The organism is Acidimicrobiales bacterium, assembly GCA_036399815.1.
Lineage (GTDB): Bacteria > Actinomycetota > Acidimicrobiia > Acidimicrobiales > DASWMK01 > DASWMK01.
Window position 1 is genome coordinate 1 of the sequence record DASWMK010000138.1, and the last position, 12,322, is coordinate 12,322.

The window sequence follows — 12,322 nt, forward strand, 5'->3', positions numbered from 1 at the left end:
CGCCGACCCGGCCGCCTCGAAGCGCAGGCCGCCGCCGTCCGCGCCGTCATCGTCGGCGGTCACCTCCGCGGTGAGCGCCTCCACGAACCCGGCGGCGGCCGGCGACCCGTCCTCGTCGACCACCGCGATGGTTGCGTCCACCCCGTCGCGCAGGTCGCCGAACGCCGTGCTGATGATCACCGCGAGCGCGAGCGGGCCGAGCACGGCGGCGACGAGGAACGAGCGGTCGCGGGCTCGCCGGCGCAGGTCGAGGCCGGCGACGAGGAGGGCGGCGCCGAGCACCCGTCAGTCCCTGAGCGCCTTGCCCGTCAGGTGCAGGAACACCGCCTCGAGGTCGGGCTCGGCCACGTCGATGCCGCCGACCTCGACCCCGGCCCGCTCGGCGGCCTCGACCACCGGGGCGAGGGCCCGGCTCGTGTCGTCCACCCGCAGCTCGACCTGGCCGCCGGGCACGACGGCCACGGCCTGCACGCCCGGCAGGGCCCGGCAGGCGGCGGCGAAGGCCTCGACGTCGCCGGCCACCGACACGGTCAGCCGGTCGCCCTGGCCCAGCCGGCGCACCAGCTCGCGCCGGGTGCCCTCGGCCACGAGGCGGCCGTCGTCGAGGATGCCGATGCGGTCGCAGAGCCGCTCGGCCTCCTCCATGTAGTGGGTGGTGTAGACGACCGAGAGGCCCTCGCCGCCCAGGCGCTCGATGCTCTCGAGGATGGCGTTGCGGCTCTGCGGGTCGACGCCGACCGTCGGCTCGTCGAGGACCAGCAGCTTCGGCCGGTGGAGCAGCCCAGCGGCGATGTTGGCCCGCCGCTTCATGCCGCCGGAGTACGACTCGACCCGGTCGTCGGCCCGGTCGGCCAGGCCGACGACGCCGAGCGCGTCGTCCACCCGCTCGTCGAGCCGGGCGCCGCGTAGGCCCTGGAGGCGCCCGAAGAAGCGCAGGTTCTCCCGGGCCGTCAGGTCGCCGTAGAGGGCGATGTCCTGGGGCACCAGCCCGAGCGCGGCCTTGGCCGTCGTGCTGCGGGGGGTGAGCGGCCGGCCGGCCACCTCGACCCGCCCGCCGTCGGGCTGGAGCAGGCCGCACACCATCGAGATCGTCGTCGTCTTGCCGGCGCCGTTGGGGCCGAGCAGCCCGTAGGTCTCGCCCTCGGCCACCTCGAAGCCGACCCCGTCGACGGCCACCCGGTCGCCGTAGCGCTTGCGCAGGTCCGAGCAGGCCAGCACCGTGTCGGGCACCGCCCGGGATGCTAGGGCGGCTCGGCCGCCGCTGCGCTAGATGCGGGCGGCTCCCGCCGCTGCGAGGAGACCGGCAATGGAACCCTTCGGTGACTCCTCGTGCAGCGTTATCCCCGATGGCAATTCGAGATTCTGGAGCTTCGTGGAACGCAGAAAGGCTTCGACCGTTGTGTCGATCCAACGCGGCCAAGACGGAAATTCGGCGGGCCATGATGGCTCGGCTGACTCTTCGAGTTCCCGACATGCTTCTGTAAGTAGGTCGCGAACGAGCCGACGGGCCGGCAGCGTCGCATTCGTAGCGCCGAATCGGGCCGCGCAAGATGCGGCATAATCCCCGATCTCACGGATCAGTCCGCCTTCCTCGGGGTTCAGTGCGTACGCGGTAGCGAGACCTGGTCGCTTGACGAGGAACTCGCCGGTCCACGGCGCCCACGAAAGGCCGTCGAAGAGACCACGTGCCGCTTCTTGCACGATCGACCGATAATTGTCGAAGTGCGGTGAGCTGATTCGTCGTCGGATGGCCCCACGGACGATGAGAACCGTTTGGATGTGAAGATATCGAGTGATCTCCGATTTGCCCCCGGGGAACTCACGATACGCGGAGCTTCTCGGGATCCCGGCCTCTCGAATGATGTCCGCGATTGACACGTCATCCACGGGGGTTCTGGAGAAACAGCGCAGAGCAGCCTCGGCGATGAGATCCCGCTTGTAGCTCAACTTCGAGCGCAACTCTTCGATCGAAGGCATGGCTGTATCGGTCTCCTCACCCCGCGCGGCCGCCCGACCGCGATGCGTCCCTACTGTCTGGGACGGCGGGCTGGTTGTCAAGGTGGAACCGTCGTGCCCACGGCGCCGCCACTGTAACCGGCTTGGCTCGGCGGACCACACGCGCCAATTTCTCGAGCTATCGAGCCGAATGGCACCCGTTGGGTTGATGTCCCAGTATCGAGACAGTATGGTCGGTCTAGGACACGACTGTCCGAGGAGCGGGCGTGGCGAACTCCACCGAGGAGCGAACGGAGGCGGAGACCGTCTCGCCGCTCGTCCCGACGGGGTGGGCCGCTGTAGTCGACGACCTCCGTTGTGCCGTGCGGCACGTGGCGAGCATGCGGGGAAGGCAGCTTTTCGGTCAGGTCGGGACGACCGCCTCGATCGTCGCCGTTCTTGGGGTGTCAGTTCGCCTCGACGACGATCTCGTCGGGTGGGTGTCCCTCGTCTCCGCTCTCGCAGCGGGCGCATGGATGCACGTCTGGTGGGCGGCCGTGGAGTACGCCCGTCGCAGCGCCGGGTGGCCCGAGGGCGCACATGCGGTGCTTCCGATCCTCAACGTTGCGCTGTCGGCCGGTCCGCTCTTGCGAATCGCGAGTGTTCGGTCACCACAAGCAGCCGCAGCTGTCCTCCTCGGCGTCCTACTGCTCGTGGCGCTCAGGTACTGGCCAGAGGGACAGCGCCGTCTGTTGGGCCGCATCGTCCGGAAGGCCCTCATACTCATCGTGACGGTGTCGTTGGCTGCCGGAGCGCTCGGGTCGTTCGCAGCTCCGCTCCACGTCGTGGTGGACCGGACGGAGCGGGCCAGGTCACGGAGCGAGAAGACGGCGCGCCGAACGCCCAGTGAGAAGGTGGAACCGCCGGAGCCCGAACCCGGAACTGATGGCGCGCCGTCCGACGAAGACGGCCGCGGTGGGGCGGCCGATGACGCCGGCGCTGGTGAGGACTGCGTGCCGATCGGAGACGGACAGCCGGCGGATGTCAAGGAGCACATCGAGAGGGCGGCACGGGTTGGCGTAGATCCCGACTTCGGATGCGGTCTGGCGGTCGAGAAGTTCGCCGATGGATCGATCGCCCAGTGGTTCGCCGACGCGGAAGCCGTCCTGGTTGCCTCGAGTGTCGGCGCTGCCGTGATCAACGGCCCTGCAGTTCGGGCCGTTCGCGCCCTCTCGCAGGGCGACTTCTCCTCGACAGGGATCGGCGGCCAGCTTCAGCCGCGCATCGACTGCTGGCGAGGCGCCGGCGACTTCCACGTACGTCTCGATCGAGACGGGCGCGTCAACGGTCTGCTCTCGCGGGCGGCCAAGGTCGTCTCCCTCGGAGAGAGGGAGACGCGACCTGGGGACGTCTACTACGTCCCACCCGAGCTCCTGGACGACTACTTCTCCTACCTGGGAGAGGGGACGCTGCTCGCTGCCATCGGCCCTGCCTCGACCGACGCTGGTCGTACCACGCAGTGGTTCGTGGATCCGACGGACGACGGCGCGAACGCCGTGCTGCTGACGGGAAGCGTCGGTGATCCCCCGCCCGTGGACTTCGACGAGAACGACTTGGTCGCAGCGTGCCAGGCCTGACCTCGGGCACCGCCGGGATGCTAGGGCGGCTCCGCCGCCGCTTCCGGGTCGATCCGCGGTCCCGTGGCCGCGGCCATGGCGCCGCCGCCCACGATGGCGACGCCGCCGACGACCTGCACCCAGCCGAGGGGCTCGTCGAGGAAGGCGGCGGCCAGCAGCACCGTGGCGAACACCTCGGCGGTCAGCAGCACCGCGGTGGTGGTGGCGCCCACCCGGCGGAGGGCGGTGAACATCAGCCCGAAGGCCCCGGCGTTCATCAGCCCGTAGGTGACGAGCAGCGGCCAGTGGCCCGCCGGCGACGAGAACCCGCCGCCCACCACCCCCCGCAGGAACATGGTGAGCGCGGCGCCGGCCGAGATGGCGGCCGCGTTGCGGATGGGCTCGTCGTGGTCGACGAGGCGGTCGCTCGTCACCAGGTAGGCGGTGAAGGCGACGGCCGCGCCGAGGGCGGCGGCGATGCCGGCGGCGGAGATGGCCACGTCGCCGCCGGCCGTCACCACGAGCACGACCCCGGCCGACGAGGCGGCCACCGCGGCCAGCCGGGGCGCGGTGACGGCGGCGTGGCCGAGGGCGACGGTGGCCACCGTGACGAGGGCCGGGTACGAGTAGAAGATCAGGCTGACGGCGGCGGCCGTCCCCCGCTCGAGCGCCAGGTAGAACAGGCTGGACTCGAGCCCGTAGCCGACGGCGCCGAGCAGCAGCAGCCGCACGCCGTCGCCGCCCCTCGGCAGCACGGCCCTGCCCCTCGCCGCCTGGAGCCCGAACAGCAGGGACGCGCCGAGCACGAACCGCACGCCGAGCGCGGTCGGACCGTCGAGCCCGTCCCGGGCGAGCGTGCGGCCGATGACGACCGTGCCGGCGTAGGAGACGGCCGACCCGACGGCGGCCGCCGCTCCGACGACGGTCGCCGTGCGCCGGGCGCTACGAATAGATGGCCTCGATCTCGGCCGCGTACTTGGCGTGGATGCCCCGCCGCTTCAGCTTCGACGTGGGCGTGAGCTCCTCGGAGTCCGGCAGCCACTCGTCATGCAGGATCCGCACCTTCTTCACCCGCTCGGCGTTGTTGAACGGGGCCATCACCTCTTGCAGCCCCCGGTCGACCTCGGCCTGCACGTCGGGGTGGTCGGCCAGGTCGGCCAGCGAGGCGAACCCGATGCCCCGGCTCCTCGCCCACCCGGGCGCCACGTCGGGGTCGAGCACGACCAGGGCGGACACGAACGGCCGCTGGTCGCCGATGGCGCAGGCCTGGCCGACGAGCGGGATCATCTTCAGCGCCGCCTCGAGGTTGGCCGGGCTGATGTTCTTGCCGCCGGCCGTGATGATCAGCTCCTTCTTGCGGTCGACGATGCGGTAGTAGCCCTCGTCGTCCACCTCGCCGATGTCGCCCGAGTGGAGCCAGCCGTCCTCGTCCTTGGCCTCGGCCGTCTTCTCGGGGTCGTTCAGGTAGCCGACGAACACGTTCCCGCCCCGGCACACGACCTCGCCGTCCTCGGCCAGGCGCACCTCGCAGCCGGGGATGGCCCGGCCGACCGTGCCGGGCTTCACCCGGTGGGCGTCCCAGGTCATCGGCCCGCTCGACTCGGACATCCCGTAGATCTCCGAGAGGGGCACGCCGATGGCCCTGAACCACTCGAGCATCTCGGACGGGATCGGGGCGGCGCCGCTGATGGCGGCGTCGAGCTGGTCGAGCCCGAGCAGCTCGCGCACGCCCCGGAAGGCGACCTGGTCGAGGAAGTCGAACGTGGCCAGCTGCTCGTCGGTGGCCTGGCCGAGCGTGCGGGCGGCGACGATCGCCTTGGCCGCCTCGACGCCCTCGTCGAACTTCGCCTTGCGGTCGGCGTCGGCGGACAGGGCCGCCTGCACGCCGGCGTAGAACTTCTCCCACACCCGGGGGACGCCGAACATCACGTTCGGCCGCACCTCGCGCACGTACTCGGCCACCCGGCCCGGCTCCGGGCAGGTGGTGACCTCGTAGCCGACCGCCGCCTGCTGGTAGTGGCTGGTCATCCGCTCGGCGATGTGGGCCATCGGCAGGTAGGAGACGAGCCGCTTGCCGGCGTAGTCGTCCAGGCCGAACGCCCGCAGCAGGCTCTCGACCGTCCAGCACACGTTGTAGTGGCTGAGCATGACGCCCTTCGGCGGCCCGGTCGTCCCCGACGTGTAGATGACGGTGGCGAGGTCGTCGGGGCCCACGAGGCCGGCGCCCTCGGCCAGGTCGACGGCGTCCTCGCCCAGCAGGTCGTCCCACCGGCGCACGTCGTCGCCGGCGAGGCCGTCGGGGTCGTCGACGATCGCCGTGCCCCGCAGCGCGGGCAGCTCGTCGCGCACCTTCAGGAACCGCTCGAGGAACCCGACGTCCTCCACCAGCGCCAGGACGGCCTCGGAGTGGGAGGCGAGGTAGGCGACCTGCTCGGGCGAGGACGAGTTGTAGATGGAGATCGGCGTCGCCCCGCAGAACAGCGCGGCCATGTCGGCGACGTGGAACTCGGGCCGGTTCCGCATCATCAGCACGACGCGCTGGCCGGGCTCGAGCCCCATCGCCCGCAGGCCGGCCGCCGCCCTGGCCACCCGCTCGCCGTACTCGCGGAACGTCCACTCCCGCCACCCGTCGCCGTCCCGCCAGCGCAGCGCCACCCGGTCGCCGCACGACGACACGGTGCGGAGGAAGCGCTCGGGGACGGTCTGGCCCTGGACGACCCGGTCGAGCTCGGCACTCGGCACGTCGGTCACGGTGCTCACCTCTCGCGTCGGCGGCGGGGCCGCCATTCTTGCCCGAGCCGCCGTGGACCGACCCGCGACCGACGGACGTAAACTTGACCACCCGGTCCAGTTCTCGTGGAGGCCCCATGCGCACCGCCGTGATCGTCGACGCCGTCCGCACCGCCGGAGGCAAGCGGAACGGGAAGCTGTCCGGGTGGCACCCGGCGGACCTGGCGGCGGAGACCCTGCGGGCGCTCTCGGAGCGCAACGACCTCGACCCGGCGCTGGTCGAGGACGTGATCATGGGCTGTGTCATGCAGGTCGGCGCCCAGGCCGTGAACATCGGCCGCAACGCCGTCCTCGCCGCCGGCTGGCCCGAGTCCGTGCCGGCCACCTCGGTCGACCGCCAGTGCGGCTCGTCCCAGCAGTCGGCCCACTTCGCCGCCCAGGGCGTGATCGCGGGGGCCTACGACGTGGTCGTGGCCGCCGGCGTGGAGGTCATGAGCCTGGTGCCCATGGGCGCGTCGATGATGGCCCCGAACACCGGCCAGCCCTTCGGCCCCCGGGTGATGGCCCGCTACGCCGACGTCGGCGGCCTCGTCCCCCAGGGCATCTCCGCCGAGCTCATCGCCGACAAGTGGGGCCTGTCCCGCGAGGCGCTCGACGAGTTCGGCGCCCGCAGCCAGCACCTGGCCGAGCGGGCCACCGAGGAGGGCCGGTTCGAGCGGGAGATCGTCCCCGTGCGGGCCATACCCAGGGACAAGGAGACCGGCAGGGTCGTCGAGACCGACGAGGTCGTGGCGCGCGACGAGGGCATCCGGCCGGGCACGACCGTCGAGAAGCTCGCCACCCTGAAGCCGGCGTTCAAGCCCGACGGCAAGGTGACGGCCGGCAACTCGTCGCAGATCACCGACGGCGCGGCCGCCGTGCTGATCATGAGCGAGGAGAAGGCGGCCGAGCTGCACCTGACGCCGAAGGCCCGGTTCGTGTCGTTCGCCCTCTCCGGCGTCGACCCCGTCATGATGCTGACCGGGCCCATCCCCGCCACCTCCAAGGTGCTCGACCGGGCGGGCATGACCCTCGACGACATGGACCTCGTCGAGATCAACGAGGCCTTCGCCTCGGTCGTGCTCGCCTGGGAGGCCGAGCACCGGCCGGACATGAGCAAGGTCAACGTCAACGGCGGGGCCATCGCCCTCGGCCACCCGCTCGGCTGCTCGGGCGCCAAGCTCATGGCCACCCTCGTCCACGAGCTCGAGCGCAGCGGTGGCCGCTACGGCCTCCAGACGATGTGCGAGGGCGGCGGCATGGCCAACGCCACGATCATCGAGCGCCTCGGCTGAGCCGCCGGGCGGCGGTCGCCCGGCCGGGCCGCCGGTAGCCTGGGAGGCGCCGTGATCTTCCGGGTGGCCATCGCGCTCGTCGCCATCTACGTGATCCTGCGGCTCGGCATCGCCATGCTGCGGGGCCTGGCCCGGCCCGTGCCCGAGCCGCCCCCGCCGGGCGAGCTCCGCAAGGTGAAGATCACCTACCGGTGCTCGATCTGCGGCGCCGAGGCCCGCCTCACCCTGGCCAACGACGAGGTGCCCGAGCCGCCGCGGCACTGCCAGGAGGACATGGACCTCGTCGCGCCCGTCGACGACTGACCCGGGCGAGTTGTCCACAGGGTGTGGACCAACCTGGGGAAGATCACACCGGTGTAACTACTTCGTCACCCGGCCGACGGGAAGACGACGCTCAGTGGTACTGGGTGGCGGTGATGATCCCGAGCAGGATCAGCCCCAGCCCGCCGAGCAGGTAGAGGTTGTTCGGCTCGCCCTCGCTCACCCCGGGCAGCAGCACGCCGAGGTAGTTGAGCAGGATCATCAGCGCGCCGAGCCCGAGCAGGGTGAACATCAGCGCCGGCACCCACCACGGGCTGACCTTGTGCTCGCGGGGGATCGGCGGCGTGTAGCGGCCGGACGGCGTGCCCGTGGCGCTGGCGGCGACCTTCTTGGCGCTCGTCGCCCCCGCCGGTCGCGTCGCCTTCGGCGTGGCCCGGCCGCTCGCCGGGCGCTTCTCGTCCCTGGCCATCGCCGAGAGGTTAGGGCCTACGCTGCCCGGCCGTGGCCGCGCGGGTCCTCGTCGTCGACAACTACGACTCCTTCGTCTACAACCTCGTGCAGTACCTTGGCGAGCTGGGCGCCGACCCCGTCGTCGTCCGCAACGACGCCGCGACCGCGGACGAGCTCGTCGCCCTCGACCCCGACGCCGTGCTGGTCTCGCCTGGCCCCGGCCGGCCCGAGTCGGCCGGCGTGAGCAACGAGGTGATCCGCCGCTTCGCCGGCCGCCGCCCCGTGCTCGGCGTGTGCCTCGGCCACCAGTGCATCGGCCAGGTCTTCGGGGCCGACGTGGTCCGGGCGCCCCGGGTCATGCACGGGAAGACCTCGGCCGTCGCCCACGGCGGCGCCGGCGTCTTCGCCGGGCTCCCGAGCCCGTTCGAAGCGACCAGGTACCACTCCCTCGTCGTCGACCCCGCCACCGTCCCGCCCGAGCTCGAGGTGACGGCCACGGCCGAGGACGGCACCGTCATGGGCATCCGCCACCGCGGCCTCCCCGTCGAGGGCGTCCAGTTCCACCCCGAGTCGGTCCTCACCACCGCCGGCCACGCCCTGCTCCGCAACTTCCTCGACCTGGCGGGCGCGCCCGCCTCCTGACCCCGGCGGCGTCAGCCGTCGCCGTCGCCCGTGTCGTCCTCGGTCGTGGTCTCGGTCGTGGTCGGCGCCTCCGTCGTCGACGTGGTCGTCGCCTCGGTCGTGGTCGTCGTCGCCTCGGTGGTGGTCGTGGTCGGCGGCGCCGTCGTCGTCGTGGTCGGCGGCGCGGTGGTGGTCGTGGTCGGCGGCGCCGTGGTGGTCGTCGTCTCGGGACCGGTCGAGACCACGATCGTCACCGGCTGGCCGGGGCCGAGGGGCGTGTTCGGGTCGGGCACCTGGTCGACGACGATGCCGGCCGCCTGGACGTCGGGCCGCCGGGTGGGCCGGACCTCGAACCCCGCCTCCTGGAGGAGCCTCGTCGCCTCCTCCTCGGTCTGCCCGATCACGCCGGGCACCGGCTTGGGCTCGGCGCCCGTGCTGACGGTGATCGTCACCCGCGACCCCTCGTCGGCCATCTCGCCGCCGTCAGGGCTCTGGTCGATCACCTCGCCGACGTCTGCTTCCGCGTCCTGCTGGAACACGGGCACGACCTCGAACCCGGCGCCCGACAGCGCCGACTCGGCGTCGGCCTGCTGGCGGCCGACCACGCTCGGCACCTCGGCCTGGGCGACGTCGGCGTCGTCGAAGGCCCCGAGCGACTGGGCCAGCAGGAACAGCAGGGCGCCGAGCACGACGAGCAGCAGCAGGAGGACGACGAGGAACACGCCGCTGCGCCGGGCCGGCGGCGGGCCGCCGCGGGCGTAGTCGGTGCGGGTGGCGACGACCCTGGTGCCGTCGTCGTAGGCGGCGGCCGGCGCCGCCCTCGTCGCGGCCAGCGCCTGGGTGGCGGCGACGGCCTGGGTGGCGTCGGCGGGGACCGGCCCGGGCGGCGGCAGCACCGGCTCGGCCACCACCGTGCGACCCTCCTGGAAGCGCTGGAGGTCGGTCCGCAGGTCCTCGGCCGACGGGTAGCGGTTGGCCGGGTTCTTGGCCAGCAGCTTCAGGATGATCGCCTCGAGGCCCGGCGGCACGTCCGCGTTCAGGTCGCGGGGCGGCGCCGGCCGCTCCTGCACGTGCTTGTAGGCGATGGCGACCGGGCTCTCGCCGGCGAACGGCGGCCGGCCGGTGACCATCTCGTAGAGGACGACGCCGAGCGAGTACAGGTCGCTGCGAGGGTCGACGGCGTGGCCCTGGGCCTGCTCGGGCGAGAAGTAGGTGGCCGTGCCCATGACCGCGCCGGTCTGGGTGAGGTTGGCCTCGGCGCCGGCGGCGAGGGCCCTGGCGATGCCGAAGTCGGTGACCTTCACGTCGCCCGACCGGGTGAGCAGCACGTTGCCCGGCTTCACGTCCCGGTGGACGACGCCGTTGCGGTGGGCGAAGCCGAGGGCGCCGGCGATCTCGGCGCCGATCTCCGCCGTGCGCTGGGGGTGGAGCGGCCCCTCGGCCCTGATGCACTCGGACAGGCTCCGCCCGTCCACGTACTCCATGACGATGAAGTACGTGCCGTCGGCCTCGCCCCAGTCGTACACGCCGACGATGTTCGGGTGGGTCAGCTTGGCGGCCGCCTGCGCCTCGCGGCGGAAGCGCTCCACGAAGGCGGGGTCGGCGGCGAACTCCGGGAACAGCACCTTGACCGCCACCGGGCGGTCGAGCAGCTGGTCGTGCGCGAGGAACACGTCCGCCATGCCGCCGCGCGCCAGGCGACGCTCGAGCTCGTAGCGGTCGCTGTAGACCCGCTGCTCCCGTTGCGCCATCCCGCCGAGCCTACAGAGAGTGGCGGGCGCGAGCGGGTGCGGTCACGGCTCGCTGCTCGGCGTGGTAGGGGCCGACGAGCTCGTCGTCGGGATCGTGGTGGACGAGGTCGTCGGGGCGACGGTGACCGTCGGGGCCGTCGTGCCCGCCGTCGTCGGCGGCGAGACCGACGTGGACGGGGCCGTCGTCGAGGTGGAGCCGGTGGTCGTCGTCGTCGACTGCTCGGCGGCCTCCCTGGCCTGGATGTCGAGCACGGCGGCCAGCACCTGCTGGACGATCGGGCCCGCCACCCGGCCGCCCGTCACCTCGCTCACCCCCGGCTGGGCCTCGACGATCACGGCGACGGCGACGGTCGGGTCCTGGCCGGGCGGGCCGGCGAAGGCGATCATCCAGGCGTGGCTCGACGGCGGGTCGGTGCCGAGCTGGGCCGTCCCCGTCTTGGCCCCCACCTCGTAGCCCGGGACCTGGGCGGCCGTCGCCGTGCCCTGCTGGGCGACGACGAGCATGGCGTCGTGGACGACCTGGGCCGTCGCCGCGCTGACCGCCTGCCGCCACGGCTCGGGCTCGTAGGTCTCGATCACGTCGCCGTCCACGTCCCGCACCTCCCGCAGGACGTGGGGCGTCATGATCACGCCGTCGTTGGCGATCGCCGCGGCGACGAGCGCCATCTGGAGCGGCGTGGCCTGCACGTCGTTCTGGCCGATGGACGACTGGGCCAGGGCCGGCAGGTTCTGCTCGAAGTCGGTCGGGAACACCGACGTCGCCGGGGCCGGCAGGTCGATGGGCGGGGCCTCGTTGAACCCGAACGCCTCGGCCCGTTCGACCATGATCTCGGGCCCGAGGGTCTCGGCGCCCATCTCCGCGAACGCGGTGTTGCACGACACCCGCAGGATCTCGAACAGGGTGCCGCCGCACGCCTCGCCGCCGAAGTTGGCGAGCGGCCTCGTCGTCTGGGGCGGCACGTACTCGGTGGCGACCGGGTAGTTCGGCTCGTCCACCGTCACCCGCCCGCTCTCCACGCCGGCCGACGACGTCACCACCTTGAACGTCGACCCCGGGAAGAAGCGGTCCTGGTACGACGCCGCCCGCAGCGGGTTGCCGGGGGCGAGGAGGAGCAGGTCGCGGTTCTCGGCCGCCTTCTCGCCGTCGTGGTTCGCCACGAGGTTCGGGTCGAAGGACGGGAAGCTCCACAGGGCGAGCAGCTCGCCGGTGCGGGGGTCGAGGGCGATGACCGACCCCTGCTGGTCCCCGAGCGCCTGGCGGGCCACCTGCTGGACGTCTCGCCGCACGGTCAGGGTGACGTCGCCGGTCCGCTCGTGGTCGACGAACAGGTCCGACAGCGACCGCAGCTGCTGCTCGGTCGTCCGCCCGGCCAGCTCCTCGCCGTAGGTCTTCTCCACCCCGGTCGCCCCGAACACGATCGAGAAGAACCCGGTGACGTGGCCGAACAGCTCGGCCTCGGGGTACTCCCGCTGGAGCTCGAAGCGGTCGTTCGACGGCACCGAGCGGGCCAGCACGACGCCGTCGGCGGTCTGGATCGTGCCCCTCGGCTCGGCGAAGTCCCGCAGCACGGCCCGCACGTTGGTCGGGTCCTCGTTGTAGTCGTCGGCCCGCAGCACCTGGACG

12 protein-coding genes are annotated in these 12,322 nt (G+C 72.4%); 4 read left to right on the plus strand and 8 right to left on the minus strand.

Annotation, left to right across the window (positions count from 1 at the left end; translation table 11 throughout):
• The 3 genes from VGB14_09650 to VGB14_09660 all read right to left on the minus strand — a co-directional run.
• Positions 1 to 282 (minus strand): hypothetical protein (locus VGB14_09650; protein ID HEX9993177.1); only part of this gene is annotated, 282 nt, incomplete at its 3' end.
• A gap of 3 nt (positions 283 to 285) precedes the next feature.
• On the minus strand, positions 286 to 1,230 hold the full coding sequence (locus tag VGB14_09655) for an ABC transporter ATP-binding protein (GenBank protein HEX9993178.1): 945 nt from the start codon (positions 1,228 to 1,230) through the stop codon (positions 286 to 288).
• A 36-nt stretch (positions 1,231 to 1,266) separates the two neighbouring features.
• Positions 1,267 to 1,977 (minus strand): helix-turn-helix domain-containing protein, encoded by a 711-nt coding sequence (locus VGB14_09660; GenBank protein ID HEX9993179.1) that lies wholly within the window; start codon positions 1,975 to 1,977, stop codon positions 1,267 to 1,269.
• 245 nt (positions 1,978 to 2,222) lie between these two features.
• Between VGB14_09660 and VGB14_09665 the strand changes: the two genes are divergently transcribed.
• Complete coding sequence (locus tag VGB14_09665) at positions 2,223 to 3,572, plus strand: hypothetical protein (GenBank protein ID HEX9993180.1); 1,350 nt, start codon at positions 2,223 to 2,225, stop codon at positions 3,570 to 3,572.
• A gap of 20 nt (positions 3,573 to 3,592) precedes the next feature.
• Here the strand turns inward: VGB14_09665 and VGB14_09670 are convergent, their stop codons facing one another.
• Positions 3,593 to 4,501, minus strand: a complete 909-nt coding sequence (locus VGB14_09670) for a DMT family transporter (GenBank protein HEX9993181.1) — start codon at positions 4,499 to 4,501, stop codon at positions 3,593 to 3,595.
• Positions 4,494 to 6,302: an AMP-binding protein gene (locus VGB14_09675; GenBank protein ID HEX9993182.1), complete on the minus strand. Its 1,809-nt coding sequence runs from the start codon at positions 6,300 to 6,302 to the stop codon at positions 4,494 to 4,496. The genes VGB14_09670 and VGB14_09675 overlap by 8 nt, the downstream gene beginning before the upstream one ends.
• A gap of 116 nt (positions 6,303 to 6,418) precedes the next feature.
• Here VGB14_09675 and VGB14_09680 point away from each other — a divergent pair, with 116 nt between their 5' ends.
• Positions 6,419 to 7,615, plus strand: coding sequence for a thiolase family protein (locus tag VGB14_09680; GenBank protein ID HEX9993183.1), 1,197 nt, complete (start codon positions 6,419 to 6,421; stop codon positions 7,613 to 7,615).
• 51 nt (positions 7,616 to 7,666) lie between these two features.
• Complete coding sequence (locus VGB14_09685) at positions 7,667 to 7,918, plus strand: hypothetical protein (protein ID HEX9993184.1); 252 nt, start codon at positions 7,667 to 7,669, stop codon at positions 7,916 to 7,918.
• Between the two features lie 91 nt (positions 7,919 to 8,009).
• Here the strand turns inward: VGB14_09685 and VGB14_09690 are convergent, their stop codons facing one another.
• Positions 8,010 to 8,345, minus strand: coding sequence for a cell division protein CrgA (locus tag VGB14_09690; GenBank protein ID HEX9993185.1), 336 nt, complete (start codon positions 8,343 to 8,345; stop codon positions 8,010 to 8,012).
• A gap of 32 nt (positions 8,346 to 8,377) precedes the next feature.
• On the opposite strand from VGB14_09690, the gene VGB14_09695 reads away from it, so the two are divergent.
• Positions 8,378 to 8,968 carry an aminodeoxychorismate/anthranilate synthase component II gene (locus VGB14_09695; GenBank protein ID HEX9993186.1) on the plus strand — a complete coding sequence of 197 codons (591 nt, stop codon included), beginning with the start codon at positions 8,378 to 8,380 and terminating at the stop codon, positions 8,966 to 8,968.
• Positions 8,969 to 8,979: 11 nt separating this feature from the next.
• Here the strand turns inward: VGB14_09695 and pknB are convergent, their stop codons facing one another.
• Positions 8,980 to 10,698 (minus strand): Stk1 family PASTA domain-containing Ser/Thr kinase, encoded by a 1,719-nt coding sequence (gene pknB, locus VGB14_09700; protein HEX9993187.1) that lies wholly within the window; start codon positions 10,696 to 10,698, stop codon positions 8,980 to 8,982.
• 42 nt (positions 10,699 to 10,740) lie between these two features.
• Positions 10,741 to 12,322: penicillin-binding protein 2 (locus VGB14_09705; protein HEX9993188.1), on the minus strand; the 1,582-nt coding region annotated here is incomplete at its 5' end.

Bases quoted from the DNA above. Each gene is read 5' to 3' on its own strand.
- VGB14_09660 (HEX9993179.1), bottom strand. From the start codon at position 1,977: ATGCCTTCGATCGAAGAGTTGCGCTCGAAGTTGAGCTACAAGCGGGAT.
- VGB14_09680 (HEX9993183.1), top strand. From the start codon at position 6,419: ATGCGCACCGCCGTGATCGTCGACGCCGTCCGCACCGCCGGAGGCAAG.
- VGB14_09690 (HEX9993185.1), bottom strand. From the start codon at position 8,345: ATGGCCAGGGACGAGAAGCGCCCGGCGAGCGGCCGGGCCACGCCGAAG.
- pknB (HEX9993187.1), bottom strand. From the start codon at position 10,698: ATGGCGCAACGGGAGCAGCGGGTCTACAGCGACCGCTACGAGCTCGAG.